At 43.3% G+C, this 23,651-nt stretch carries 23 protein-coding genes and 1 riboswitch; of the genes, 21 read left to right on the top strand and 2 right to left on the bottom strand.

The window, feature by feature from the left end:
- Positions 1-92 precede the first annotated feature (92 nt).
- Positions 93-1,004: a UDP-N-acetylmuramate dehydrogenase gene (gene murB / locus NSQ91_RS17355; protein ID WP_076304129.1), complete on the top strand. Its 912-nt coding sequence runs from the start codon at positions 93-95 to the stop codon at positions 1,002-1,004.
- Between the two features lie 64 nt (positions 1,005-1,068).
- Here murB and NSQ91_RS17350 read toward each other — a convergent pair whose 3' ends face one another.
- The gene (locus tag NSQ91_RS17350) at positions 1,069-1,404 is read right to left on the bottom strand and encodes a hypothetical protein (RefSeq protein WP_036687547.1); all 336 of its coding nucleotides are present in this window, start codon (positions 1,402-1,404) and stop codon (positions 1,069-1,071) included.
- A gap of 313 nt (positions 1,405-1,717) precedes the next feature.
- Positions 1,718-1,761, top strand: a riboswitch (PreQ1 riboswitch).
- A gap of 163 nt (positions 1,762-1,924) precedes the next feature.
- Here NSQ91_RS17350 and queF point away from each other — a divergent pair.
- The 15 genes from queF (at position 1,925) to NSQ91_RS17275 (ending at position 17,165) form a co-directional block, all read left to right on the top strand.
- Positions 1,925-2,398 (top strand): preQ(1) synthase, encoded by a 474-nt coding sequence (gene queF, locus NSQ91_RS17345; RefSeq protein ID WP_218641822.1) that lies wholly within the window; start codon positions 1,925-1,927, stop codon positions 2,396-2,398.
- A 29-nt stretch (positions 2,399-2,427) separates the two neighbouring features.
- Positions 2,428-3,090: a 7-cyano-7-deazaguanine synthase QueC gene (gene queC, locus NSQ91_RS17340; RefSeq protein ID WP_076304131.1), complete on the top strand. Its 663-nt coding sequence runs from the start codon at positions 2,428-2,430 to the stop codon at positions 3,088-3,090.
- Positions 3,090-3,572: a 6-pyruvoyl trahydropterin synthase family protein gene (locus NSQ91_RS17335; RefSeq protein WP_036687544.1), complete on the top strand. Its 483-nt coding sequence runs from the start codon at positions 3,090-3,092 to the stop codon at positions 3,570-3,572. Before queC ends, NSQ91_RS17335 begins: the two co-directional genes overlap by 1 nt.
- On the top strand, positions 3,565-4,287 hold the full coding sequence (gene queE, locus NSQ91_RS17330) for a 7-carboxy-7-deazaguanine synthase QueE (protein ID WP_076304132.1): 723 nt from the start codon (positions 3,565-3,567) through the stop codon (positions 4,285-4,287). Before NSQ91_RS17335 ends, queE begins: the two co-directional genes overlap by 8 nt.
- 135 nt (positions 4,288-4,422) lie before the next feature.
- Complete coding sequence (locus NSQ91_RS17325) at positions 4,423-4,944, top strand: cysteine hydrolase family protein (RefSeq protein WP_076190233.1); 522 nt, start codon at positions 4,423-4,425, stop codon at positions 4,942-4,944.
- Positions 4,945-5,763 (top strand): VanW family protein, encoded by an 819-nt coding sequence (locus NSQ91_RS17320; protein ID WP_076126687.1) that lies wholly within the window; start codon positions 4,945-4,947, stop codon positions 5,761-5,763. It begins immediately after the preceding gene.
- A gap of 81 nt (positions 5,764-5,844) precedes the next feature.
- On the top strand, positions 5,845-6,981 hold the full coding sequence (locus NSQ91_RS17315; RefSeq protein ID WP_076304133.1) for a zinc-dependent alcohol dehydrogenase: 1,137 nt from the start codon (positions 5,845-5,847) through the stop codon (positions 6,979-6,981).
- Positions 6,982-7,123: 142 nt separating this feature from the next.
- Positions 7,124-8,038, top strand: coding sequence for a DMT family transporter (locus tag NSQ91_RS17310; protein ID WP_179088160.1), 915 nt, complete (start codon positions 7,124-7,126; stop codon positions 8,036-8,038).
- A 32-nt stretch (positions 8,039-8,070) separates the two neighbouring features.
- A complete protein-coding gene (locus NSQ91_RS17305) occupies positions 8,071-8,916 on the top strand; it encodes a class I SAM-dependent methyltransferase (protein ID WP_076217755.1) in 846 nt (281 codons plus the stop codon).
- Between the two features lie 225 nt (positions 8,917-9,141).
- A complete protein-coding gene (locus NSQ91_RS17300; protein WP_076304134.1) occupies positions 9,142-10,641 on the top strand; it encodes a sugar ABC transporter ATP-binding protein in 1,500 nt (499 codons plus the stop codon).
- Between the two features lie 32 nt (positions 10,642-10,673).
- On the top strand, positions 10,674-11,666 hold the full coding sequence (locus tag NSQ91_RS17295; RefSeq protein WP_076279361.1) for an ABC transporter permease: 993 nt from the start codon (positions 10,674-10,676) through the stop codon (positions 11,664-11,666).
- Between the two features lie 60 nt (positions 11,667-11,726).
- Positions 11,727-12,707, top strand: a complete 981-nt coding sequence (locus NSQ91_RS17290) for an ABC transporter substrate-binding protein (RefSeq protein ID WP_076277598.1) — start codon at positions 11,727-11,729, stop codon at positions 12,705-12,707.
- Positions 12,708-12,787: 80 nt separating this feature from the next.
- Entirely contained in the window at positions 12,788-14,398 is a 1,611-nt protein-coding gene (locus tag NSQ91_RS17285) for a response regulator (RefSeq protein WP_076304135.1), read from the top strand.
- Positions 14,395-16,179, top strand: coding sequence for a cache domain-containing sensor histidine kinase (locus NSQ91_RS17280; protein WP_076304136.1), 1,785 nt, complete (start codon positions 14,395-14,397; stop codon positions 16,177-16,179). Before NSQ91_RS17285 ends, NSQ91_RS17280 begins: the two co-directional genes overlap by 4 nt.
- On the top strand, positions 16,176-17,165 hold the full coding sequence (locus NSQ91_RS17275) for a substrate-binding domain-containing protein (protein WP_076304137.1): 990 nt from the start codon (positions 16,176-16,178) through the stop codon (positions 17,163-17,165). The genes NSQ91_RS17280 and NSQ91_RS17275 overlap by 4 nt, the downstream gene beginning before the upstream one ends.
- A 53-nt stretch (positions 17,166-17,218) precedes the next feature.
- Here the strand turns inward: NSQ91_RS17275 and NSQ91_RS17270 are convergent, their stop codons facing one another.
- Positions 17,219-18,109 (bottom strand): LysR family transcriptional regulator, encoded by an 891-nt coding sequence (locus NSQ91_RS17270; RefSeq protein WP_076304138.1) that lies wholly within the window; start codon positions 18,107-18,109, stop codon positions 17,219-17,221.
- Positions 18,110-18,437: 328 nt separating this feature from the next.
- Here NSQ91_RS17270 and NSQ91_RS17265 point away from each other — a divergent pair, with 328 nt between their 5' ends.
- From NSQ91_RS17265 to NSQ91_RS17245, 5 genes are all read left to right on the top strand, one after another.
- Positions 18,438-19,373, top strand: coding sequence for a phosphate ABC transporter substrate-binding protein PstS family protein (locus NSQ91_RS17265; RefSeq protein ID WP_076126671.1), 936 nt, complete (start codon positions 18,438-18,440; stop codon positions 19,371-19,373).
- Positions 19,374-19,463: 90 nt separating this feature from the next.
- Complete coding sequence (gene pstC / locus NSQ91_RS17260; protein WP_036687519.1) at positions 19,464-20,366, top strand: phosphate ABC transporter permease subunit PstC; 903 nt, start codon at positions 19,464-19,466, stop codon at positions 20,364-20,366.
- Entirely contained in the window at positions 20,363-21,259 is an 897-nt protein-coding gene (gene pstA, locus NSQ91_RS17255; RefSeq protein WP_076304139.1) for a phosphate ABC transporter permease PstA, read from the top strand. Before pstC ends, pstA begins: the two co-directional genes overlap by 4 nt.
- Positions 21,260-21,297: 38 nt before the next feature.
- Positions 21,298-22,074 (top strand): phosphate ABC transporter ATP-binding protein PstB, encoded by a 777-nt coding sequence (pstB, locus tag NSQ91_RS17250; RefSeq protein ID WP_076304140.1) that lies wholly within the window; start codon positions 21,298-21,300, stop codon positions 22,072-22,074.
- 222 nt (positions 22,075-22,296) lie between these two features.
- Positions 22,297-22,899, top strand: coding sequence for a nitroreductase family protein (locus NSQ91_RS17245; RefSeq protein ID WP_076099095.1), 603 nt, complete (start codon positions 22,297-22,299; stop codon positions 22,897-22,899).
- Positions 22,900-23,651 lie beyond the last annotated feature (752 nt).

Below are 23,651 nucleotides of genomic sequence, written 5' to 3'. Positions count from 1 at the left end.
TTGTTACAGTTGTGGTTGCCTACAATTTCATAATAACTCTTTAAAATAGATCAAGGACCATCATTTATACATGGTTAAAGGAGCATGAAAACATGAATATTGACAAAATTCAAGATGATCTAGAGCAGCTAATGACCGCAGGAATAGTGAAAAGTCATGAGAATTTAAAAGATCACGTGTACACTAAAATGGGCGGCAAAGCTGATATTTTGGCTGCACCAGCTACTTATGATGAAATTCAAAAGATCGTTACATATGCAGAACAAAATGGGATAACCCTTACGGTACTTGGGAATGGCTCCAATGTGATTATCCGTGATGGAGGGGTACGTGGAATCGTTCTGCAAACAGCAGGACTTACCGAAATGGGAATTCGCGACAATCTCTTATATGCGCAATGTGGTGCCAAAATAATTGATGTTTCCAGATATGCGCGTGATAAGGAGCTTACGGGTCTTGAGTTCGCCTGTGGCATTCCAGGAACAGTTGGTGGAGCGCTCTATATGAACGCAGGTGCTTATGGCGGTGAGATCAAAGATGTCCTGCATAGTGCACTAGCTATAAATAAGAACGGGCAATTGGTAACTCTGCAAGGAGATGAGCTGCAATGGGGATACAGAAAAAGTGTATTCGCAAGCGGTGAGTATATTGTACTTGAGGCCAAATTTGCTATGACTTCCGGTGATGTTTTAACGATCAAGGCAAAAATGGATGAACTAACTTATTTACGTGAATCGAAGCAACCGCTTGAGTATCCATCCTGTGGGAGTGTATTTAAGCGGCCTCCAGGCCGTTTTGCAGGTCAGTTAATTCAAGAGAGCGGCTTACAGGGTACAAGAATCGGCGGTGCTGAGGTATCCAAGAAGCATGCGGGATTTATTGTGAATGCAGATAATGCAACAGCCAGTGATTACATCGGGCTAATCCACCATGTAAGAGCGACTGTGAAGGATAAATTCGGTGTAGAGCTGGAAACGGAAGTGGAGATCATTGGAGAAGAATAAATGATAAGCAAAAAGAGCCCGCAGATCACTGTGGGCTCTTTTTGCTTATCATAATCATGTTCGTTTAATCTACTGAAAGGGTGTAATTAGCTCTGTCCGTAGTTATTTCTGCCTTGCGGTCGGCTAAGTCTACGATTTGAAGACCTTCAACAGCTAAATCATAAGTGGATTGTGGCAGGGATACCAGTTCACCATCGGCGTTAAGTGTGCTGCCAAAACCTCTTAATATCAGTGCACTTCCAAGATATTCATCAATTACGTCGTCTGCACTCCGGAAATCTACGGACTCTAAATTGAAATGAACTTTATCCAAATCACGAAGTTCTTTCTTTTCAATAGCGATTGTTTCATTCAAATGATTGTTAAGCCAATCCATAAGCTGCTGTATACTTTGTTCCATAAAATGCTCCCACCCTTAGCTCGAAGATTATTATGAATAAGTTACCCTTTTCTTAGGATTTGAATCCTTTTTTTTGCCACATATTAATTAACTGTATGAATAATTCATGTGATTAAAAAATAAATTCACGAGCAAATTGGCATTGTTTTTGAACTTCATAAACTCTACATACGCAGATCTATCCGCGGTAACCTGGAGTTATTTGTTGATCTATATAAGGTAACAGTAAAGAGTAGAACTTGTCAGGAGCGGGCTACCCATGGTATAGTTCAAGACGCAATATGCTTTAAGAAGAAGTCTGCGCTAAAGTTGTGCAGGAGAGGTTCGCGAACTCCCTCTATAAAAAACTAAGAATATATTAAACAGTACAAGCGGTTGCTGTCCTTTATCCGGACGTTGCTTCCGTTTCTTCTTAGTGGAGCCAAGTTTTCGAAATCTCGTTCTTCTTTCCATTACCGGCCAAGGCCGAAGGAAAAGAGAGGGGTTTTTTGTCGTGTCAGAAGGAAGATTGAAAGAGGAAATGCAAGAAGTTACTTTGCTTGGTAATCAGGGAACACAGTACAAGTTTGGTTATGATCCAGACATTCTGGAGGTGTTTGATAACAAACATCCCGGGCGTGATTATTTTGTTAAATTCAACTGCCCTGAGTTCACTAGCTTGTGTCCTGTAACGGGTCAGCCGGATTTTGCCACGCTGTATATTTCGTATTTTCCTGAACAAAAAATGGTGGAGTCCAAATCATTAAAGCTGTATCTGTTTAGCTTCCGCAACCATGGTGATTTTCATGAGGACTGTGTCAACATTATTATGAATGATCTGATCTCACTGATGGATCCGCGTTACATTGAGGTATGGGGCAAGTTCACTCCGCGCGGAGGCATTTCAATTGATCCTTATTGCAACTATGGAAGACCGGGTACGAAGTATGAGGCGATGGCGGAACACCGCTTAATCAATCACGACCTCTATCCAGAAAAAGTGGACAACCGCTAAATTCCAACTTGTGATAAGGAGAGATTCATATGAACAAAAAAGCACTCGTCGTATTCAGCGGCGGACAAGATAGCACCACTTGCCTGGTTTGGGCATTGCAGCAGTATGAGGAAGTGCAGGTAGTTACTTTCAACTATAATCAACGTCATGCGGCTGAAATCGAAGTTGCAACAGCGATAGCAGCTAAGTTTAATGTAAAACAGCATATTCTTGATCTGGGGCTGCTCAATCAGCTGGCACCCAATGCACTTACCCGTCAGGATATAGATATCGTGGCTGGTGAAGGAGATGAGCTTCCAAGTACTTTCGTTGATGGACGGAATTTGTTGTTTTTATCTTTTGCCGCAATATTAGCTAAACAACTGGGCTACTCCCATATCGTCACTGGGGTTTGCCAAACGGACTTTAGCGGTTATCCGGACTGCCGTGATGTTTTTGTGAAATCATTGAATGTTACGCTGAACTTATCTATGGACTATGAGTTTGCGATCCACACTCCCCTAATGTGGCTGGATAAAAAAGAAACGTGGAAAATGGCCGATGAACTTGGGTATTTTGATTATGTTCGCGAACACACACTGACCTGTTACAACGGTATTATTGGCAGTGGCTGCGGTACTTGTCCAGCCTGTCTATTGCGTCAGCGTGGTCTTGAGCAATATGAGGTGGAGAGAATGGAGGCCGGTTCTTAATGCTTAACGAGGTTTCAGTCTGCAAAATATTTACGTTCGATGCGGCACACCAGTTAGTGGGACACAAAGGGAAATGCAGCAACCTGCACGGACATACTTATAAGCTCGAAGTAGTGCTTAAGGGCAAACCTATGGCCGCGGAAGGCCACTCGGATGAAGGTTTCGTCATTGATTTCAGCGATATCAAAATGACAGTACAACAAAGCCTTGTAGATCGTTTAGATCACGCTTTTCTTGCCATGGGAAATGAACCTGTGTTAGAGACGTTAACGAATACGGGCTCCAAAGTAGCCTTGTTGTCTTTCCGCACCACAGTAGAGAATATGTCTTCATATATTGCCTACAAGCTTAAGCAAGCAGGGTTGCCTTTGTACTCGGTAAAGCTATGGGAGACTCCAACCTCTTGGGCAGAGGTGCTGGCTGAAGATGTTCCGGATGAAGGGCCATCCTACCGTTTGTATGGAGGCTGTGACTGTGAGTAAGATTCCTGTAATTGAAATGTTCGGTCCAACTATTCAAGGCGAAGGTGCGGTAATTGGAGTGAAGACGATGTTTGTCCGCACCTATGGCTGCGATTATCGTTGCGGCTGGTGTGACTCCGCTTTTACTTGGGATGGTACGGCTAAGAATAAGGTTCGCATGATGGAAGCAGAAGAAATCATAAATGAATTATTGGCGTTAGCTGGAGATAATTTCGACTGTGTTACGATTTCAGGCGGTAATCCTGCCTTGATTGGTGAAGGAATAGGTACCTTCATCAAACTGCTTCATGAGCGTGGAATAAAAGCAGCGATAGAAACTCAGGGGAGTAAATGGCAGGATTGGTTCAATGACGTGGATGTGCTGACAATCAGTCCTAAACCCCCAAGCTCAGGAATGACAACGAATTGGGAAATGCTAGATAACATCATGAGTAAGATGGAGAAACTGGGTCGTTCTACGCATAGCTTGAAGGTCGTAGTGTTTGATGATAAGGATTTTGATTATGCGAAAAACGTTCACCAGCGATATCCGAATGTGCAGCTCTTTCTGCAGCCTGGTAATGATGATGTCACGGAAGAGGGCAACATTTCTGCTCGACTTCTGGGAAGGCTGGAGTGGTTGTTTAATAAAGTAATCGTGGATTCGGATATGAACAAGGTTCGTGTACTTCCACAGCTGCATGCATTGATCTGGCATAATAAGCGTGGCAAGTAAAAGATTGATGAAATCGTCCGGGTATCTGCTTACAGATACTCGGTTTTTATTTTTAACATTTGTAACTTCTAGTAGGTAGATAGTCTGTCCCAGTTTCTGGTATGATTTTGAAAAAAGCTCTTGGAGGTTATTCATTTGGAACAATCAACAGCACTATTAATTATCGATGTTCAAGAAGCCATGTTCTCCTATGATCTAAAGCTGTACGATGAAGAGGGTGTGATGGACAGGATTGTCTCCCTTCAGCAAAAAGCTCGATTAGCAGGTACTCCTATTGTGTATATTCAACATACCGAAGATGAGGAGTACACAAAAGGTACACCCACTTGGCAGATCAGTCACCGCATCACACCGCAGGAAGGCGAAGTTATCGTTGAGAAGCCTACTTGGGATGCTTTTCACCGAACGGAACTGCAAGATGAACTCCAGAAGCTCGGGATTACGAATCTGGTGATCTGTGGGATGCAAAGTGAATTCTGTCTGGATACGACAATAAGACGCGCATACAGCATGGGATATAAAAGTGTACTGGTCTCAGACGCTCATAGCACCTTTGATAATGGGGTTCTGAGTAGTAGGGAGATCGTTAAGCATCATAATGCGATAATTGGAGGTAGATTCGCCCAGTTACGAGCTGAAAGCGAGGTTCAGTTCTAGATGAATACACCCCAGGCTGCCATGAAGCCTATTCAGCGTTCTCGCCTTAGATTGTTTGCTGGCAAACGATATTTTATTTGGAAAAGATATTTGAAATGGTGCACTGGACGAAGCAAAATAGCGAGGCAGCGTACGGATGAAACATTATCTTATGCAGCTATGACTCATGCTACCCCGTTATTAAGAAGTCTTCGGAATGTAGATATGGTGCTTCAATACAATAAAATAACTAACTTACGGCTGGCAATTGCGAAGCTGGATGGACTTGTTGTGCACCCGGGGGAGACTTTTTCCTACTGGAGAAGTATTGGTAAGCCCACTAAGCGAAAAGGGTATCTGCAAGGTATGGTGCTGCATTATGGTGGTTTTCATTCCGGGGTTGGAGGAGGCTTATGCCAGTTGTCTAATCTGATCTATTGGATGGCACTGCATACGCCACTTACCGTTATGGAACGGCATCGTCACAGTTATGATGTATTTCCAGATGAACAACGTACGCAACCTTTTGGAAGCGGGGCGACCTGTTCTTATAACTATTTGGATCTTCAATTAAAAAATAACACCGCTCAAACGTATCAACTAAAGCTCTGGCTGGACGATAGCCATTTACACGGGGAGTGGAGATGCAATGAGCAGGCCCTTTATGATTATGAAGTATACGAAAGTGATCATAGGATTAGTCTAGAGCCTTGGGGCGGATATATACGCAGTAACAAGATCAGTCGAAAAGTATATACACGCTCTGGAGATCTAATTGGAGATGAAGCTGTAACTGATAATTACGCACTAATGATGTATTCTCCGCTTCTTCATGGATAAGGGGTTAGGGCTTAGGGATATAACATAGAAAGGCATGAAAATTATATCTCTAGACCATCTCCAAAGGAGCGGATTAACAGCATGAAAGCACTAACCTACCAAGGGAAGAAAAAAGTGAAAGTTAAAGAAGTAGCTGATCCGACACTTGAGAAAAAAGATGACATCCTTGTTCGGATTACCACTACGGCGATTTGTGGCTCGGATCTGCACATTTATAACGGGGAAATTCCAGGTATGCATGATGATTATGTTATTGGTCATGAGCCGATGGGGATTGTTGAAGAAGTGGGTCCTGACGTAACTAAAGTCAAAAAAGGTGACCGAGTCATCATCCCCTTTAATGTCGCCTGTGGGCAGTGTTTTTTCTGCCAGCATGAGATGGAGAGCCAATGCGACAATGCAAATGACGCCAAGGACACAGGCGGTTATCTTGGTTATTCCGATACTTATGGCGGTTTTGCAGGCGGACAAGCTGAATTGCTGCGGGTTCCTTATGGTAATTTCGGCCCTTTTGTCGTTCCTGAGGATGCAGAAATGGAAGATGAGCGGCTTCTTTTCTTATCGGATATCGTTCCTACTGCTTGGTGGGGAGTAGAAAGCGCGGGAGTGAAGCCGGGAGATACAGTCATTGTTCTCGGCTGCGGGCCCGTTGGACTGCTAACTCAAAAGTTTGCTTGGATCAAAGGTGCCTCTAGAGTCATTGCTGTTGACCATATCGGCTACCGATTGCAACATGCGAAGCTGACCAATAATGTTGAAGTTTATAATTTCGAAGAGATCAAGGACATTGGGGCTCATTTGAAGGAGATCACTCGTGGGGGCGCAGATGTGGTTATTGACTGTGTGGGTCTAGATGCCAAAATATCTGCCTTGGAGAAAGTGGAAACGGTTCTGAAGCTGCAAGGAGGCTCGCTCAGTGCATTCAGAATGGCCGCAGATATCGTACGTAAATTCGGAACCATCCAGCTTGTAGGAGTCTATGGACTTAATTACAATATGTTCCCGCTGGGTCAGCTATTTGAACGGAACATTTCATTAAAGATGGGACAAGCGCCGGTGATTCACTATATGCCGTTGCTGTATAAGATGATTAAAGAAAATAAATTTGATCCTACAGATATCATTACGCATCGCCTGCCAATTAGTAAAGCGGAGCATGGCTATGACGTTTTTAGTGAGAAAAAAGAGGATTGCATCAAGGTTGTTCTGAAGCCGTAGCCTTTTAAGAAGCATGAGCTTTCGTCAGAAATGACATTGCTTGTGCTTTTTTTAGTGAAATCTTATGAAAATAGATGCATTTTTTCACGGTCTGCGTTAAATTAACATAAGTGACTTAAGATATTGAAAGGACGCGTAACATGTGAAACTTAAAAAAAAGCCACTTCCGATTCCACTATTAATGTTGATAGGGATTGTGGCCATCTCTTTTTCCGCCATTTTTATTAAATGGTCTGATGCACCTGCATCTATACAAGGCATGTACAGATTATTATTTACCTCACTGCTGATGCTGCCTTTTGCAAGACCCTATAGTGGAGCTGCTTTTGCTCTTCGTAAAAAAGACTGGCTAATGCTCATCCTCTCAGGCGCAATGCTTGCGCTGCACTTTTTGCTATGGATGGGATCATTAAAGTATACTTCGGTAGCTAGTTCAACAATGATCATGGCGCTGGAGCCTGTATTCATTATGCTGGGTGTTTATTTTTTGTATAAAGAAAAGACAGCTCTGTCCGCTATTCTAGGGCTTGGCATTGCGATTGGCGGTGTCGTGTTTATCGGCTGGGGGGATATCGGCATCTCTGCGGATAATCTAAAAGGTGATCTATTATCGGTCGGAGGCACTGTCGCGGTAGCTGTACATATGCTGATCGGTCAAAAGCTAGTGGTGCGCATGCCCTCTTATTTATATAGCTTGATTGTCTTCTTATCAGCCGCTGGCGTGTTTGCCGTATACAATCTGTTCATGGGGATTTCCTTTTTTAATTATCCGGCCAAGGAATGGGGAATCTTTGTATTGTTAGCAGTGGTGCCAACGGTGTTTGGCCATATTTTGTTTAATTGGTTACTACAATATGTATCCGCGACTACGGTTTCAATGAACATTTTAGGAGAACCAGTGGGTGCCAGTATCTTAGCGTATTTACTCTTGGGTGAGCAGCTAACAACCTTACAATGGGCAGGTGGGCTGCTCGTTATGATTGGCCTCGCAGTATATTTGTACGCGGGAAGAAGGAAAACCATCCGGATGGCTGATGCCATTCAGAATGTTTCATAACAGATATTTTACACATAAAGGGGTAGCAATGGATGGAAGAGCAGAATCAATATTCAAATAATCAGGCAGAAAAAAACGCTGTGCCAACAAGCGAAGAGCTTTGGAACGAAGATACTTATACCGCTTGGGTAACTCGGTTTGGTACACCGTCAGAAGCAGCTGCAAAATTAATAAAGGAACCAAGTGCAAAGCTTCACCCGCTCCTTTCTTTTTTTGGAGAGGTGAAGAGTAAGAAAATGATGAATTTAATGGGCTCAAACGGGATGAAGGCCGTGGCACTCTCATTACTAGGTGCGGAAGTAACGGTTGCTGACTTCTCGGAAGCCAATGCGCGATATGCGGCTGATCTTGCCCAAGAAGCAGGGGTACCACTAACCTATATCGTCTCAGATATTCTTAAGCTGCCAGAAGACGTCCTTGATGGTTCATATGACATCGTCTTTGCAGAGTTAGGCATTGTTCATTACTTTACCAACCTTACACTATTCATGGAAACAGCTCGCCGATTGCTATCTCCTGGAGGCGTATTTGTACTCCGCGATTTTCATCCGGTAACGACCAAGCTTATTTCCTCGAAGGGATCTACTGCGAAGGTACGCAAACACAAAGTAAACGGAGATTATTTTGACTCATCATTGGAAGAGAAGAAGGTATCCTATTCCAAGTATTTGCCTTCCACAGGTAAACCAGCAGGTGAACAAGAGCATAGTGTTGTGTATTGGCGCCGCTGGACACTCGGAGAAATTGTAACCGCAGCAGCTAATAGCGGACTAGTGATCCGCCAATTAGTAGAAGAACCTAATCTATCTTCCGACGTGTATGATAAGGGAATTCCTAAGACCTTCACATTGGTGGCTGGAAATGGCGCAAGCCTTTAGGAGGGTTCGCTGACATGTGATTTTTAGGGTATAACATTTGTGCTGAACTGAGGTGCTCTCGGTTCAGCTTTTTTTGTATGTAAAACATAAAATTTTAAACTTTTTTACGGAGATTATTCCATTACAATGGCAACTTATAGGGAATACAATGATTTTACATTCCGGATTGAAAGCGATTACTTTAAGGGTTAAGGCATTCTCAAAGAATTTGAGGTGGATATCAAAATGAACGAAGTGTTGCTTCGTATGGAGGGAATCAACAAGTTTTTCCCAGGTGTTCATGCTTTGAATGAATGTCAATTTGAGCTGAAGCGTGGTGAAGTTCATGCGTTAGTAGGAGAAAATGGCGCTGGCAAGTCTACCCTTATGAAGATTGCGACAGGTGTCTATTCCAAGGATGCTGGTCAAATGTGGTACAAGGGAAATGAAGTGGAGATTGTTAATACCCGTGAAGCACAGGAGCTTGGAATTAGTATCATCCATCAGGAATTGAATTTAATGCCTCATCTTACAGTCGCCCAAAACATTTACATTGGACGAGAGCCGCGTAAAGCTCTGAAATGGTTCGTTGATGATGTGGAGATGAATCGCAGGGTACAGGTACTGTTTGATCAAATGAATCTGAAGCTGGATCCCAGAGTTTTGGTATCAGACCTGACTGTTGCTAATCAGCAAATGGTTGAAATCGCTAAAGCCTTGTCTTTCCAAGCCGAGGTATTGATCATGGATGAACCAACCGCCGCGTTAACAGATACAGAAATTAACGAGTTATTTCGAATGATTGAGCAGCTACGAGATAAAGGTGTGGGAATTATTTATATCTCTCACCGCATGGATGAATTGAAGCGAATTACAGACCGCATTACAGTTATGCGTGATGGTTGTTATGTAGATACCGTTCGTACCGATTCAATAACGATTGATCAGATCATCAGCATGATGGTTGGACGTGAATTATATCAAACGTCGAAACCAACGATTGCGAAACAGACTCAGCAAGTTGTCTTAGAAGTTCGGAAGCTTTCTAGAGGGCATGCGTTCAAGGATATTAGCTTTCATCTGTATAAAGGTGAGATTTTGGGCTTCGCTGGTTTAATGGGAGCTGGACGTACCGAGGTTGTACGTGCCGTATTTGGTGCCGATCCCATCGATGAGGGTGAAATTATGCTCCATGGAAAATCGGTTCGGATACGTCAGCCACATCAAGCGGTACAGCATGGTATTGGGTATTTGTCCGAAGACCGCAAACGTTTCGGATTGCTTGTGGATATGGATATCAGCATGAATAATGCGATTGCCTCCTTTTATAAATTCCGTAATTCATTTGGCTGGATGAAGGAGCGGGAGATGCGAAGCTCAGCGGAGCAGCATGTTGAAGCGCTAGCCACCAAAACTCCAAGTGTAGGTCAAAAGGTTAAGTTTCTGTCCGGAGGTAATCAACAGAAAGTGGTCATCGGCAAGTGGTTGACTAGAGACTGTGATGTACTCATCTTCGATGAGCCCACACGAGGTATTGATGTAGGCGCGAAAAGTGAAATTTATAAGCTGCTGGATCAGCTTGCGAGCGAAGGGAAGGCGATCATTATCATTTCTTCAGATCTTCCTGAGATTCTAAGAATGAGCCACCGGATTATCATTATGAGTGAAGGGCGTATAACAGGAGAACTCCCCGCAGAAGAAGCATCGCAGGAGGCGATTATGAAATATGCGACGAAACGTTCATAACTGTTCAAGAGTTAACCGGAGGTGTCAGGACTATGAAGATCGCGGATAAAGAGATTAGTCAGCCAGCGGGTATGAAGCAATCGGGAGGGCAATCCGGATTCAAACAAAAAATATTGGCATTTGCCAGTCTGATCATATTGGTCATCGTATTTTCTTTATCCTCCAGCAACTTTTTTCAATTCTCAAATCTTGTCGGAATTCTAGTTTCTACAGCTGTAATCGGAGTATTAGCGCTTGGAGCTACCTTTGTTATTATTACGGGCGGCATCGACCTTGCTCTCGGTACTGTAATGACATTCTCATCTGTTATGGTTGGAGTCATTATTACATTCTGGGGTCTGCCCGTCCCGGTAGGCATTGTAGGTGGGATTCTGGCTGGAGCACTGTGTGGCTTTGTCAGCGGTTTGATGGTGGCGAAGATGAACATTCCACCCTTCATCGCCACTCTGGCGATTATGATGGTCACCAAAGGCTTGTCGCTTGTCATCACCGGAGCCAAACCTATTTATTTCAACGATGATCCGATCTTCGCCAAGATCGCCATGGGTAAAATGATCCCCGGTATACCCAACACCATCGTTATCTTCTTATTACTCGGTATGATCGCAAGCATAATCTTGTCTAAGACGATTATTGGGCGTTACAACTTCGCGCTTGGCAGTAATGAAGAAGCTACTCGCTTATCAGGTGTGAACACAGTCAAATGGAAGATTATTATCTATTCCATTACAGGAATCTTTAGTGGAATCGCAGGAATCCTGATGGCATCACGTTTGAATTCAGCTCAGCCATCACTGGGCACTGGCTATGAACTAGAGGCTATTGCGGCAGTGGTCATTGGCGGAACTTCCTTAAGTGGAGGTGTAGGTTCTATTCTAGGCACGATTATTGGCGCACTGATTATGAGTGTGCTGACGAATGGCTTGCAGATTATGTCCGTGGCTCAGGAATGGCGGACGGTCATTGTCGGTGTTGTAATCATTATTGCGGTTTACGCTGATATTCTACGCCGCCGTAAGCAATAAACTTGGTATGATCTCCATCCGGAGTGATATACAAAGCAAATGACGAGGGGGAAGATTCAAATGAAACTGCGTCGTAGAGGGTTTATCATGCTTGCCTGTCTATTATTAGTCACTACATTGCTGAGTGCATGTAACAACAATGATAGTAACAAGAGTGCATCCGGTTCAGACAAACCATACATTCCAGTCATATCAAAAGGGTTCCAGCATCAATTCTGGCAAGCGGTGAAGCAAGGAGCGGAGAAAGCTGCTAAGGAATTTGATGTTGAGATTACCTTCGAAGGTCCAGAAAATGAGAGTCAGGTGGATAAACAAATTGAGATGCTGCAAACCGCTCTCGACAAGAAGCCAGCTGCAATTGCGCTTGCTGCACTGGACAGCAAAGCTGCGATTCCTTATCTAGAAAAGGCAAAGGAAAATAAGATTCCGGTCATCGGCTTTGACTCTGGTGTAGACAGTGATATCCCTGTAGCAACAGCAGCGACTAACAATAAAGCAGCAGCTGCTTTGGCCGCAGATAAAATGGCTGAACTGATTGGCAAGAAAGGTAAAGTGGGCCTTGTCATACATGACCAAACGAGCAGCACAGGGCAACAGCGTCGCGATGGCTTCTTGGAACAAATGAAAGCAAAATATCCGGATATTCAAGTGTTAGAGCCGCAATATGGAGGTGGAGATCAGTTAAAGTCCACAGACCTTGCGAAAGCGATGATGCAGGCAAATCCGGATCTGAAAGGAATCTATGGCTCTAATGAAGGCTCTGCTGTAGGTGTGGCTAATGCAGTTAATGAATTGCAAATGAATGGTAAGATCGTAGTCGTCGGCTTTGATTCTGGCAAGCAGTTGATGGATGCTATCCGCAGTGGTGTTGTGGCTGGTGCTGTTACACAAGACCCCATTGGTATTGGCTATCAAGCTGTGAAGGCAGCTGTGCAAGCGATTAAAGGGGAAGCGGTTGAAAAGAACATCGACACGGGGTTCCACTGGTATGATAAAAACAATATGGATTCCGATGAGATCAAACCTCTACTATACGAATAGAGTTTAATAATAGAGGTTGCCTCCCGCAGGCGGCCTCTATTATGCTTATGCTGATAAGTTCAAAGTTGTGGAGGTGTTGGATGTATAAGATAATTCTGGTTGATGATGAAGATGAGGTTCGTGAAGGGATCAAACATAAGATCTCATGGAGTAAATATGGGTTTGAGCTGGTTGGTGATTTTGATAATGGCAGAGATGCACTGGAAGCAATCGAGCAGCATCGTCCTGACGTAATTATTACTGATATTTGTATGCCTTTTATGGATGGACTGGGATTGGCCAGAGCTGTGATGGATAGGTACCGGGATATGAAGGTCATTATCGTCACTGGATATGAAGACTTCGAATATGCGAAGCAGGCCATAACACTGAAGGTGACTGAGTACTTATTAAAACCGATTAATGCACGTGAGTTTGCTGAATTTCTAAGTAAGATGAAGCAGGATTTAGATGAAGAGCATCTACAAAAAGCGAATTTAGTTAAGCTTCGTATGCAACTTAATCAGAGTCTTCCATTGCTGCGGGAACGATTCTTGGAGCAGCTGGTAACTACTCGAATGAAAAGCGAAGAAATCGAGAATAAATTGAGTTATTTTCATATTCCGTTGCAGGGTCAAGTGTACCTTGCGCTCGTTATAGATATAGAATTGGAGAAACGAAGCCAGGACCTAGCTTTTGATGCAGAGCTACTGCGTTTCGGCGCCTTTAACATTGTTCAAGAGCAGCTTGAGAAAGAGCAAGACGGAGTGGTATTCCAGACGAGAGATGGAAAAATCGCTGCGATATTATCCGGCAATTCAGAGACGGTAGAAGTAACAACACAGCATCTTGCAGAGCAAGTCCAGGGTAGCTTAAATAAATATTTGAAGCTGTCATCCACCATAGGCATCGGTAGAAAATATAATACTTTGCAACAAATTCCACAATCCTTCCAAGAAGCGATCTCCTCCATAGAATATCGTTACCTTTTAGGCATAGATAAAGTTATCTCCATACAGGATCTTGAGTTTGGGAAGGGATTGGATCAGGCGCATTTCACCTCATGGGAAAAGCAATTTATATCCGCTTTAAAGACAGGTAAAGCTTCTGCTGTATCGGAAATTCTGTTGAAGTGGTTTCAGGAGCTTAAAAGTAATACCTCCTCTATAGAAGGCTGCCGTAGCAGCATCTATCAGCTGCTGGTTTCTTTGATGAACTATGTGGTCGACATCGGCTTCCCAAATACAGTAGTTGTTTCGCATAATATGTTCGCAGAGGTTGCTACGCTTAAGACGTTAGATGAAGCAAGGCATTATCTGGAGAGGACTTGCCATGCGCTGATACTTAAACTATCGGAACAGAGAACAACGGTTCGGACTTCTCAGATGCAAGCCGCAGAAGCTTATATTCGCGAGAATTATTGTAATGACAGCTTTTCACTCAATGAGCTGTGCAGCCATATTTTTATGAGCATCAGTTATTTCAGTGCAACTTTTAAACAGCATACCGGTGAAACATTTATAGAGTATCTGACTCGACTCCGTTTGGAAAAAGCAAAAGAACTCCTTACGGTCACACAGTTGAAGACATATGATATCGCTGCCAGAGTTGGTTATGCTGATCCACAGTATTTTAGTGTTATTTTCAAACGTAATGTAGGAAGCACACCGAAGGAATATCGACACCGGCAGAAGGAGAATCTCTCTCTATGAGATCACAGCGCTTTTTCCGCAGCCGAAGTATTCATACTAATATTGCTATCTCCTTTTCACTTCTTATCCTCTGCACAACTATTGTCCTGAGTTATACTTCCTATCGCCTGTCCTCAGCCGCGGTCAAGGGCAATTCTGTAGCCTATACTTCACAATTAATAGAACAAGTAAAACTAAATATCGAGAATTACATTGGTAATATGGAAAGCATAGCTGCTCTGGTGTTAACTAGCAGTGATCTAGAGAAATATATAAAAAGCTCGAAATTAGATGAAGAAGAGGCGCTTAAGAATAAACTGCTTGCCAGTCATTATCTCCGGTCAGTCGTTCAGTCCCGCTCGGATATTTCCTCTATATTATATGCAGGCTCAGATGGCATGACCGTTTCGGATCGACAGCATGCTGTTTTGAAACCGCTTCCTGAACTAATAGCTCAAGATTGGTATCAAAAAGCTATGAATCAATTAGACGTTGCAGTTTCTTCCTCTCATGTGCAGCACATCTTTCAAGATGAATACCGGTGGGTAGTCTCGATCAGCCGAAAACTCTCGAATGCGAATGCTATGACGGAAGCGGATCAACAAGGTGTACTGCTCGTAGATCTCAATTACAGTGTAATTAATAATCTATGTAAACAAATCGAACTGGGAAAACGAGGTTATGTTTTTATCGTCGATCCCGCAGGTAGCCTTGTCTATCATCCACAACAGCAGTTGATCTACTCCCAGCTCAAGTTCGAACAATTAGAGACGGTCCTTGGGATCAAGAGTGGATCTGTTACGGTTAACACGGGGAATGATCAGAAACTGTACACTGTGGACACTACCAGCTTTGGCTGGAAAATAGTTGGAGTCACTTATCCGGATGATTTGGTCGCGAACAAGCAACGTATGCAAGGAACCGCCGCCTTATGGGGAGCAATTAGTTTGATTTTTGCTATGGCTATATCGATATTTCTCTCTTACGCACTGACCAAACCGCTGAAGAATTTGGAGCTGAATATGAAAAAAGCGGAACGTGGAGAGTTCGACATACGCGTGGAGATTGAGAGCACGAATGAAATCGGCAAGCTTGCTCGTACGTTTAATCTTATGATGATGAAGATTAAAGAGTTAATGGGACAGATCGTTCTGGAGCAAGAGATGAAACGTGTGAGTGAACTGAAGGCACTGCAAGCGCAGATTAAACCTCACTTTTTGTACAATACACTTGATTCGATTATTTGGATGGCAGAGACAGGAAAGATGGAGGAAGTGGTGGAGATGACTTCATCTCTATCCAAGCTGCTTCGTTCAACAATTGGTGAGGGTGAGGAATTGATTCCGCTGGCCAAAGAATTAGAGCATATTCTGCACTATTTAACGATTCAGAACATGCGTTATCGTAATAAATTCACTTATTCCATAGAGGTACAAGAAGATATCCTAACCTGCAGCATTTTAAAAATGGTACTTCAGCCTTTGGTTGAAAATGCGATCTATCACGGCATAAAACATAATCCTGAGCAAGGGCACATTCTGATCCGAGCAAGACAAGAACAGAACGATATTATCGTACAGGTCATTGATGACGGTATTGGGATGGATGAAGAGCAAATGGGTAAGGTACTGCTGCAAAAATCAGATTTCAAGACTGGCAGCGGTGTAGGTGTCGCGAATGTGAACCATCGTATCCAGCTGTATTTCGGTGTGAAATACGGTTTGTCTTTTGCAAGCGAGATGGAGGAAGGAACGACGGCCACTTTACGAATACCTGTGATTTATGAGGAGGAGAGTCAATGAGCGCTTTACGGTCAAAAATTGGCCTGTATACTCTGCTACTGCTCTTCATTGTTACTTTGGGTTCATTAGCCTATCGTATGTTTACAAATGAGCTTGACGCAAAGGTTAGGACCATTATTTATGTGCCCAAGACTATCGATAGCAGTATTGAATTCTGGGAAGTGATGAAACAAGGTGTGGCAACAGCGGCTAAGGAGTTCGGCGCAGAGGTTCGCACGATTGGAACGGATACAGAGCTTGATGTAGATCAACAGATAGAACTGCTGGAGCAAGCAATTAAGGAAAAGCCTGACGCCATTATTTTATCTGCTACGGATTATTATCGCCTCATTCCAATCGCGGAAAAGATCAAATCAGCTGGCATTACGCTTATTACTGTAGATTCGGGCTTAAGCGGTGGTGTATCAGAGAGTTTTATTGCTACAGACAATTATGAAGCAGGACGTAAGGCAGGACAGGAGTTAAGAAAATATATCGATCCAGAGGATAAAGTCGCTATCGTTAACTTTGTACAAGGCTCTGCCACCGCAATTGAGAGGGAAAGAGGGGCTCGTGATGCCCTTTTAGAGAATGGAGTTCATGATGTGCAGCCTACATTATACAGTGATGGTTCCGTGCGAAAAGCGTACCAGTTAACTGTTGATTTACTAAAGGACGAGCCAAATCTAAAGGGGATAATAGGTCTTAATGAACCTTCTACACTAGGTGCTGGGCAGGCGATTATGGATATGGGATTTCAGGACAAAGTGAAATTATTTGGGTTCGACAATTCTAGCAATGAGGTGAAGCTCCTCGAAAAAGGGATCTTGCTTGGCACGGTAATGCAGAAGCCTTTTAATATGGGGTACTTAGCTGTGAAGACGGCGATTGAAGCTGTTGAGGGTGAGAAAGTGGAACGGATAATAGATACAGGCTCCGTGATCATCACGAAGGAGAATATGTATTTAAGTGAAAATGAGAAATTAATGTTTCCTTTTATAGAATAAATGAACAAGGAAGCTTCTAAAACCGTTTGCGGCTTTAGAAGCTTCCTTGTTTTTTAAAGATCAAGAGTCGTTACTATATCAACAAAGGATTGCTGCAACGGTGTTAAAATATGATCTTTACGCCAGCCGAGCACAAACCCGCCGCTTTCAGGCAGAATCCCTGGCAGGTTGGCATAGCTAAGCTTACCTAGCTCAATCTCAGCTTTAACCGCCGCTTTAGAACATATACCAACACAATCACTCCCGCTAACTAACTGCTTAATCACTTCTGGAGAATTCAACTCGGATCGGTTCCATAAACGGATTTGATTGAATTGTGCCCATTGATCGGCATACCCTCGTAAACAAGATCCTTGCTCATGCTGAATCCACGGCTCATTGGCAATTAGTTCAGGTGTTAATTTCTCTAGGCCTTCAAATGGATGACCAGTTGCAAAAATTAGGACAGGTTCATCACGGACAATAAGCTGAAAATCAAAAGATTCGTCCTGCCAATCCGCAGTATGTAAAATGGCCATCTGAATATCCCGACTACGGAGACGCTCACGTAACAAAGCATCGCTTTGAACAGTCAAAGAGTTGTTAATCCCCGGATAGAGTTTCATGAATTGGATTAACACATTAGGTAAAATATAAGTTGCAGGAATAAAACTGGCTTCCAGCTCTAATGTTCCTTTTGAGGGGGAAGAAAATTGTTTAACTGTGCGCTCAGCTTCTGCTGTGAGAGAGACGATTTTGAGGGCGTATTGATAAAGGGCCCGTCCAGCATCCGTAAGCAGCACTCTTCCGCTTCGGTAAAGAAATAGAGGGGTTCCGAGCTCAGCCTCCAGATTCTTCATATGAAAAGATACAGTAGGTTGTTTAAGGCCTAATTCTGCGGCTACATCGGTTACTTTTTTATATTTTTCAATTAGAACTACGATGTTCAATTTCATAATATTCATGACTTTCCTCCACATAATGCTAAGTTGGATTATAAATTATATCTCCATTATAGATTATATCTATACAGGTATACACTTTATATTGGTATTTTTTTCGTTCGCTTTACAAAGATAAGAAGTTTCTCTAACGAACGAGCTCTAGAATAAGAAGAGTCAGAGGGGCCAAGAAGTCCCGGACAACATATAACATATGCGTTTGATGAACTTTTACAGTAACCATGCATATGGGGGCCAAGCTCCACAACACCATGTTAAAGCTTTCGAAGCCAGTTTGGTATGAACTGATCAGGGAGCCATGCTAACAAACCATTTAGGAGGAGACAAAACAATGCAATTCAAAAAATCATGGATCATGACTTTGGCTTTAACAAGCGTACTGGCACTATCGGCTTGCGGTAACGGCGGGGCTAACAACACAGGAGGAAACGCTGCAGCAACTAACGAAGGAAGCGGCGGCGCTGAAATAAGTGGTTCGATTCTGGCTTCAGGTTCAACAGCATTACAACCCTTGGTTGAGCTGGTAGCAGAGAATTTCATGGATAAAAACACTGGCGTGGACATTCAAGTTCAAGGCGGTGGCAGTGGTACTGGTCTTACTCAAGTAGCTGAGAAACAAGTAGATATCGGAAACTCTGACGTATTCGCAGAAGAAAAATTAAAAGATGCAGATGCGGAAAAAGCAGCAGCACTCGTAGATCATCAAGTAGCAGTAGTAGCGATCGCAGCAGTATCTCATCCTGATGCTGGTGTGGATAGCTTGACTAAACAACAACTGGTGGACATTTTCACTGGTAAAATCACTAACTGGTCTGAAGTCGGCGGAGCGGATCAAAAAATCCAAATCATCAACCGTCCAGGCAGCTCCGGTACTCGTGCTACCTTTGAAAGCTTTGCACTTGGAACCAAAACAGAAGATATCCCAGGTTCGATTCAAGAAGATTCCTCCGGTACGGTTAAGAAAATGATCGGTGAAACTCCAGGGGCAATCGGATACCTTGCTCTTTCTTACCTGGATGATTCCATTAAAACACTTAGTCTTGACGGTGTAGAAGCATCTGTTGACAATGTTGTTTCGGGTAAATACCCAGTATGGGCTTACGAGCATATGTACACAAATGGTGAACCTAATGCAACAGTAAAAGCATTCCTCGACTTTTTCTTAACTGACGAAGTGCAAACAGGTGAAGTTGTTGAACTTGGATACATCCCAGCTGTTAAAATGCAAGTTGTTCGCGACGTTGCAGGAACTGTTACCGCTAAGTAATTTAATTCTAGGCAATGTTATTGATTAGAATCTCAAGTGATTAGAGGCGGATACATCTGCCTCTCTTTTCACTTTAGAAAGAGGGAGCAATTGAGGGTGAAACTAAAGAACTCACGATTCGAAAAACATCATATTGAAGATTTTGTTGGACGTACTTATATGTCCTTCTGTGTATTACTGTTGATAACAATCATTGTATCGATGGTATATTTTGTAGCGTCTAAAGGAATTTCAACCTTCACAAGTGGCAATGCTACAGTTTCTGAATTTCTCTTCGGTACAAAGTGGTCGCCTGAAGCGGATACGCCTTCCTTCGGAGCTTTTCCATTTATCTCGGGCTCCTTCCTGGTTACTTTGCTTGCCGCATTGATTGCTAGTCCACTTAGCTTATGCGCTGCGTTATTTATGACTGAGATTGTTCCAGGGTGGGGCAAAAAATTACTTCAACCTGTTATTGAGCTTTTGGCAGGGATTCCTTCGGTAGTATATGGTTTCATCGGATTAAGTGTAATTGTACCGTTTCTACGCAACAACCTGCCGGGCCAAGGCATCGGGGTAGCTGCAGGCGCGCTTGTGCTCTCGGTAATGATTCTTCCGACGATTACAAGCGTGGCTGCAGACGCGCTGGCTTCATTGCCGCAAAACTTAAAAGAATCTTCCTATGCGCTTGGTGCCACCCGGTGGCAGACGATTTCGCGGGTGATTATTCCAACAACCTTTCCTGCCATAATGACAGGGATTGTATTGGGAATGGCTCGTGCTTTCGGTGAAGCACTCGCTGTACAAATGGTTATCGGGAACGCGCCATTCGTACCAAAATCACTCTTTGAGTCAGCTTCTACCTTGACCAGTGTGATCACACTCGGTATGGGGAACACGACCATGGGCTCACCTCACAATAATGCACTGTGGAGTATGGCACTGGTTCTCATGCTGATGACTTTCGTATTTGTCTTCTTTGTGAGAATGCTTGAAAGGAGAAATAAAATTTGAAGCCGAGAACCGTAAATAAAATTGCCACCAGTCTTATTGTATTTTTCGCGATGCTCATCGTTGCCATTCTACTTGGACTTTTGGGATATATCCTCATTAGAGGCTTAAGCCATATCAGTTGGGATTTTCTTTTCTCCGCACCGCAAAAGATTCGTGCAGGTGGAGGGATCGGACCGCAGCTATTTAACTCCTTATTCCTGTTGGTACTGACACTTATTATTACAGTTCCGCTTGGACTGGGTGCCGGTATTTATATGGCGGAATACGCTCGTCCCGGTAAGATTACCGGCTTTATTCGCTTGATTGTTGAAGTATTGTCATCTTTCCCTTCCATCGTAGTCGGCTTGTTTGGTCTATTGCTGATTGTTAACTATTTCAATCTGGGCTTCTCCTTAATCTCCGGTGCGCTGGCATTGACGGTCTTTAATCTGCCGCTGATGGTGCGGATTACGGAGCAAGCTTTCCGTAGTGTTCCAAAACAACAAAAAGAGGCCGGTTTTGCACTAGGATTGTCCAAGTGGAAAATTGTTACCTCGGTGTTGTTTCCGGTAGCATTACCTACAATTATTACAGGTACTATCTTGTCCGCTGGCCGTGTCTTTGGGGAAGCAGCTGCGTTGATGTTCACAGCAGGGATGAGTAGTCCAAGATTGGATTTCACCAACTGGAATCCACTTAGTGCGAATTCACCACTGAATCCCTTCCGTCCAGCGGAAACGCTGGCTGTCCACATTTGGAAGGTCAACAGTGAAGGTCTAGCTCCAGATGCTGCACAGATTGCTGCGGGAGCTTCGGCGGTGCTTGTAATTATGGTGTTAATCTTCAATCTGGCAGCACGTTATTTCGGAAGATTTATTTATCGTAAGCTTACAGCTTCAAAAAGAATGAACTAATCATACAAATTAAAGTAGAGATGTAGGAGGAGTAATCGATGGGAACGTCGGCAACAGCAGTGCGTGAATCTTTTCAAACCGAAGACCTGAGTATTTTTTACGGAACATATGAGGCAGTAAAGGGGATAAGCCTTCCATTTGCTGAAAATACGGTTACTGCACTGATCGGCCCCTCCGGCTGTGGTAAATCAACCTTTCTTCGTTCTTTGAACCGGATGAATGACGAAATTTCTGGTTCAAAAACAAAAGGAAGCATCTGGATTGATGGAGTGGATATTAATGCTCCGGGTACGGATGTGATTAAGCTGCGTCAGAAGATCGGGATGGTATGGCAAAAGCCAAATCCGTTCTATAAATCGATTTACGATAACATCGCTTTTGGACCTAAGTATCATGGCATTAAAGGTAAAAAGGCTCTTGATGAGATTGTTGAGAGCAGTCTTCGCAAAGCAGCATTGTGGGATGAGGTAAAGAATCGTTTAAAAGATTCAGCGCTTGCACTTTCCGGTGGACAACAGCAGCGTCTTTGTATTGCTAGAGCGTTGTCGGTTAACCCGCAAATCCTGCTCTTGGACGAACCAGCATCAGCTCTAGACCCGGTCTCCACAGGTAAAGTAGAGGAGCTAATCAAGGAGTTGAAAGAAGAGCTTCGCATCGTTATTGTGACACATAATATGCAGCAGGCAGCTCGGATCTCTGATTATACTGCATACTTTTATCTTGGCTCCCTTGTCGAATATGATAAGACGGATAAAGTCTTTACCAATCCAGAGAATCAAATGACGCAAGAATATATCATGGGCCGATTCGGCTGAAGCTGTGAACATCGTTCCTTCGGGAACGGTGTTTTTTTGTGAATTCAAGAGTTAATATGCAGAGAAACAATAACATCCGAAAGTTTCTGCGAAGTATATCGGTTGTTTTTATATGAAATTAACTGTGATTCGAAAGGTTACCTGTTATTTGCAAAAGGCAGAAAGATGCTGTATCATTTGTGATAATGATTATCATTATTACTATATTAGGGAGTGGATCTTATGACGCAATCTCAACAGACTCAACAGAATAGTGTGGCCGAAATAATAAAAGAACGACGCTCGATTAAGCTTTTTAAAAAAGATCCACTTCCACAAGGCCTTTTAGAGGAATTATTAAATGTAGCGGTATGGGCACCGAATCATGGTGTGCGTGAGCCGTGGAGATTTATTGCTTTTCAAGGGGAAGGTTCGAAATTCCTAGCTGAATCTGCATTTGCTTTTGTAAAACGTGCTATAGCTGATCCAGAAGTGGCTGCTAAACGTAAAGAATATATCTCGAATATTCCATTAACAGTAATCGTAGTAATGCCTGAAGATCCTCGGCAGAGAGAGTGGGACGAGGATTTTGCAGCAGCGTCCGCACTTGTACAGAACTTCCAGCTCGCAGCTTGGGAGCAAGGTGTAGGGACAATTTGGAAGACTGATCCATACATCAACAACCCTGAATTCCGCACTAAAATTGGTGTGAAGCCCGGCGAAAAAATTGTAGCCATGATCCATGCCGGATATCCGGAGACTGTACCTGACAGCCGTCCACGCACAGACGCTTCGGAGCTGCTGAAGATCGTAGACTTCTATCCAGAGAATGGCGTAGTGGAATAAGGAAAGTCGAAGGCATTCGTATATTAAAAGCGTCGAAAGATCAAAAAGATCAAAAACATCGATAGATCATTAGCATCGAAAGATCAAAAGTATCGAAAGATCAAAAGTATCGAAATATCATAAGCGTCGAATTATCAAAAGTATCCTTAGGGATGCTTTTTTTTTTGCTTAGACTAGCGAAAGTAGGGGGAGGGCTACTGGGTGCTGATCACGTTTCGCTGCCGGTTCCTCTGCTGATGTGGCTCAACCTTCTACTTACTTCATAGTGATCTCCTATTGACCTTCTGCGGGCTTCCTACTGATCTCCGTATCGGACTGTATTGCAGCTATTTGAGCTTTTTGAGTCACTTTGCCGATCTATCGGACCGCATAGCTCTTATTACCATGTAACTGTGCAGAATTGGTGTGGTTATGAGTAAATAGCTGCAACTGGGTCCGATAGCACGTCAATTAGCTGCAAATCTACGAAATAAGGACTCCTCAGTCCGATGCAACGGCGAATATGTGAACTAACTCCAAACTACCCAAACTAACTAAAGACCCTCAGTATGTTACGGACTGTATTGCAGCTATTTGAGCTTTTTGAGTCATTTTGCCGATCTATCGGACCGCATAGCTCTTATTACCTTGTAACTGTGCAGAATTGGTGTGGTTATGAGTAAATAGCTGCAACTGGGTCCGATAGCACGTCAATTAGCTGCAAATCTACGAAATAAGGACTCCTCAGTCCGATGCAACGGCGAATAAGTGAA

The organism is Paenibacillus sp. FSL R7-0048 (assembly GCF_038004505.1).
Lineage (GTDB): Bacteria > Bacillota > Bacilli > Paenibacillales > Paenibacillaceae > Paenibacillus_AQ > Paenibacillus_AQ odorifer.
Note: the sequence above shows the minus strand (reverse complement) of the source record. Positions and strands in the feature narration are given on the sequence as shown.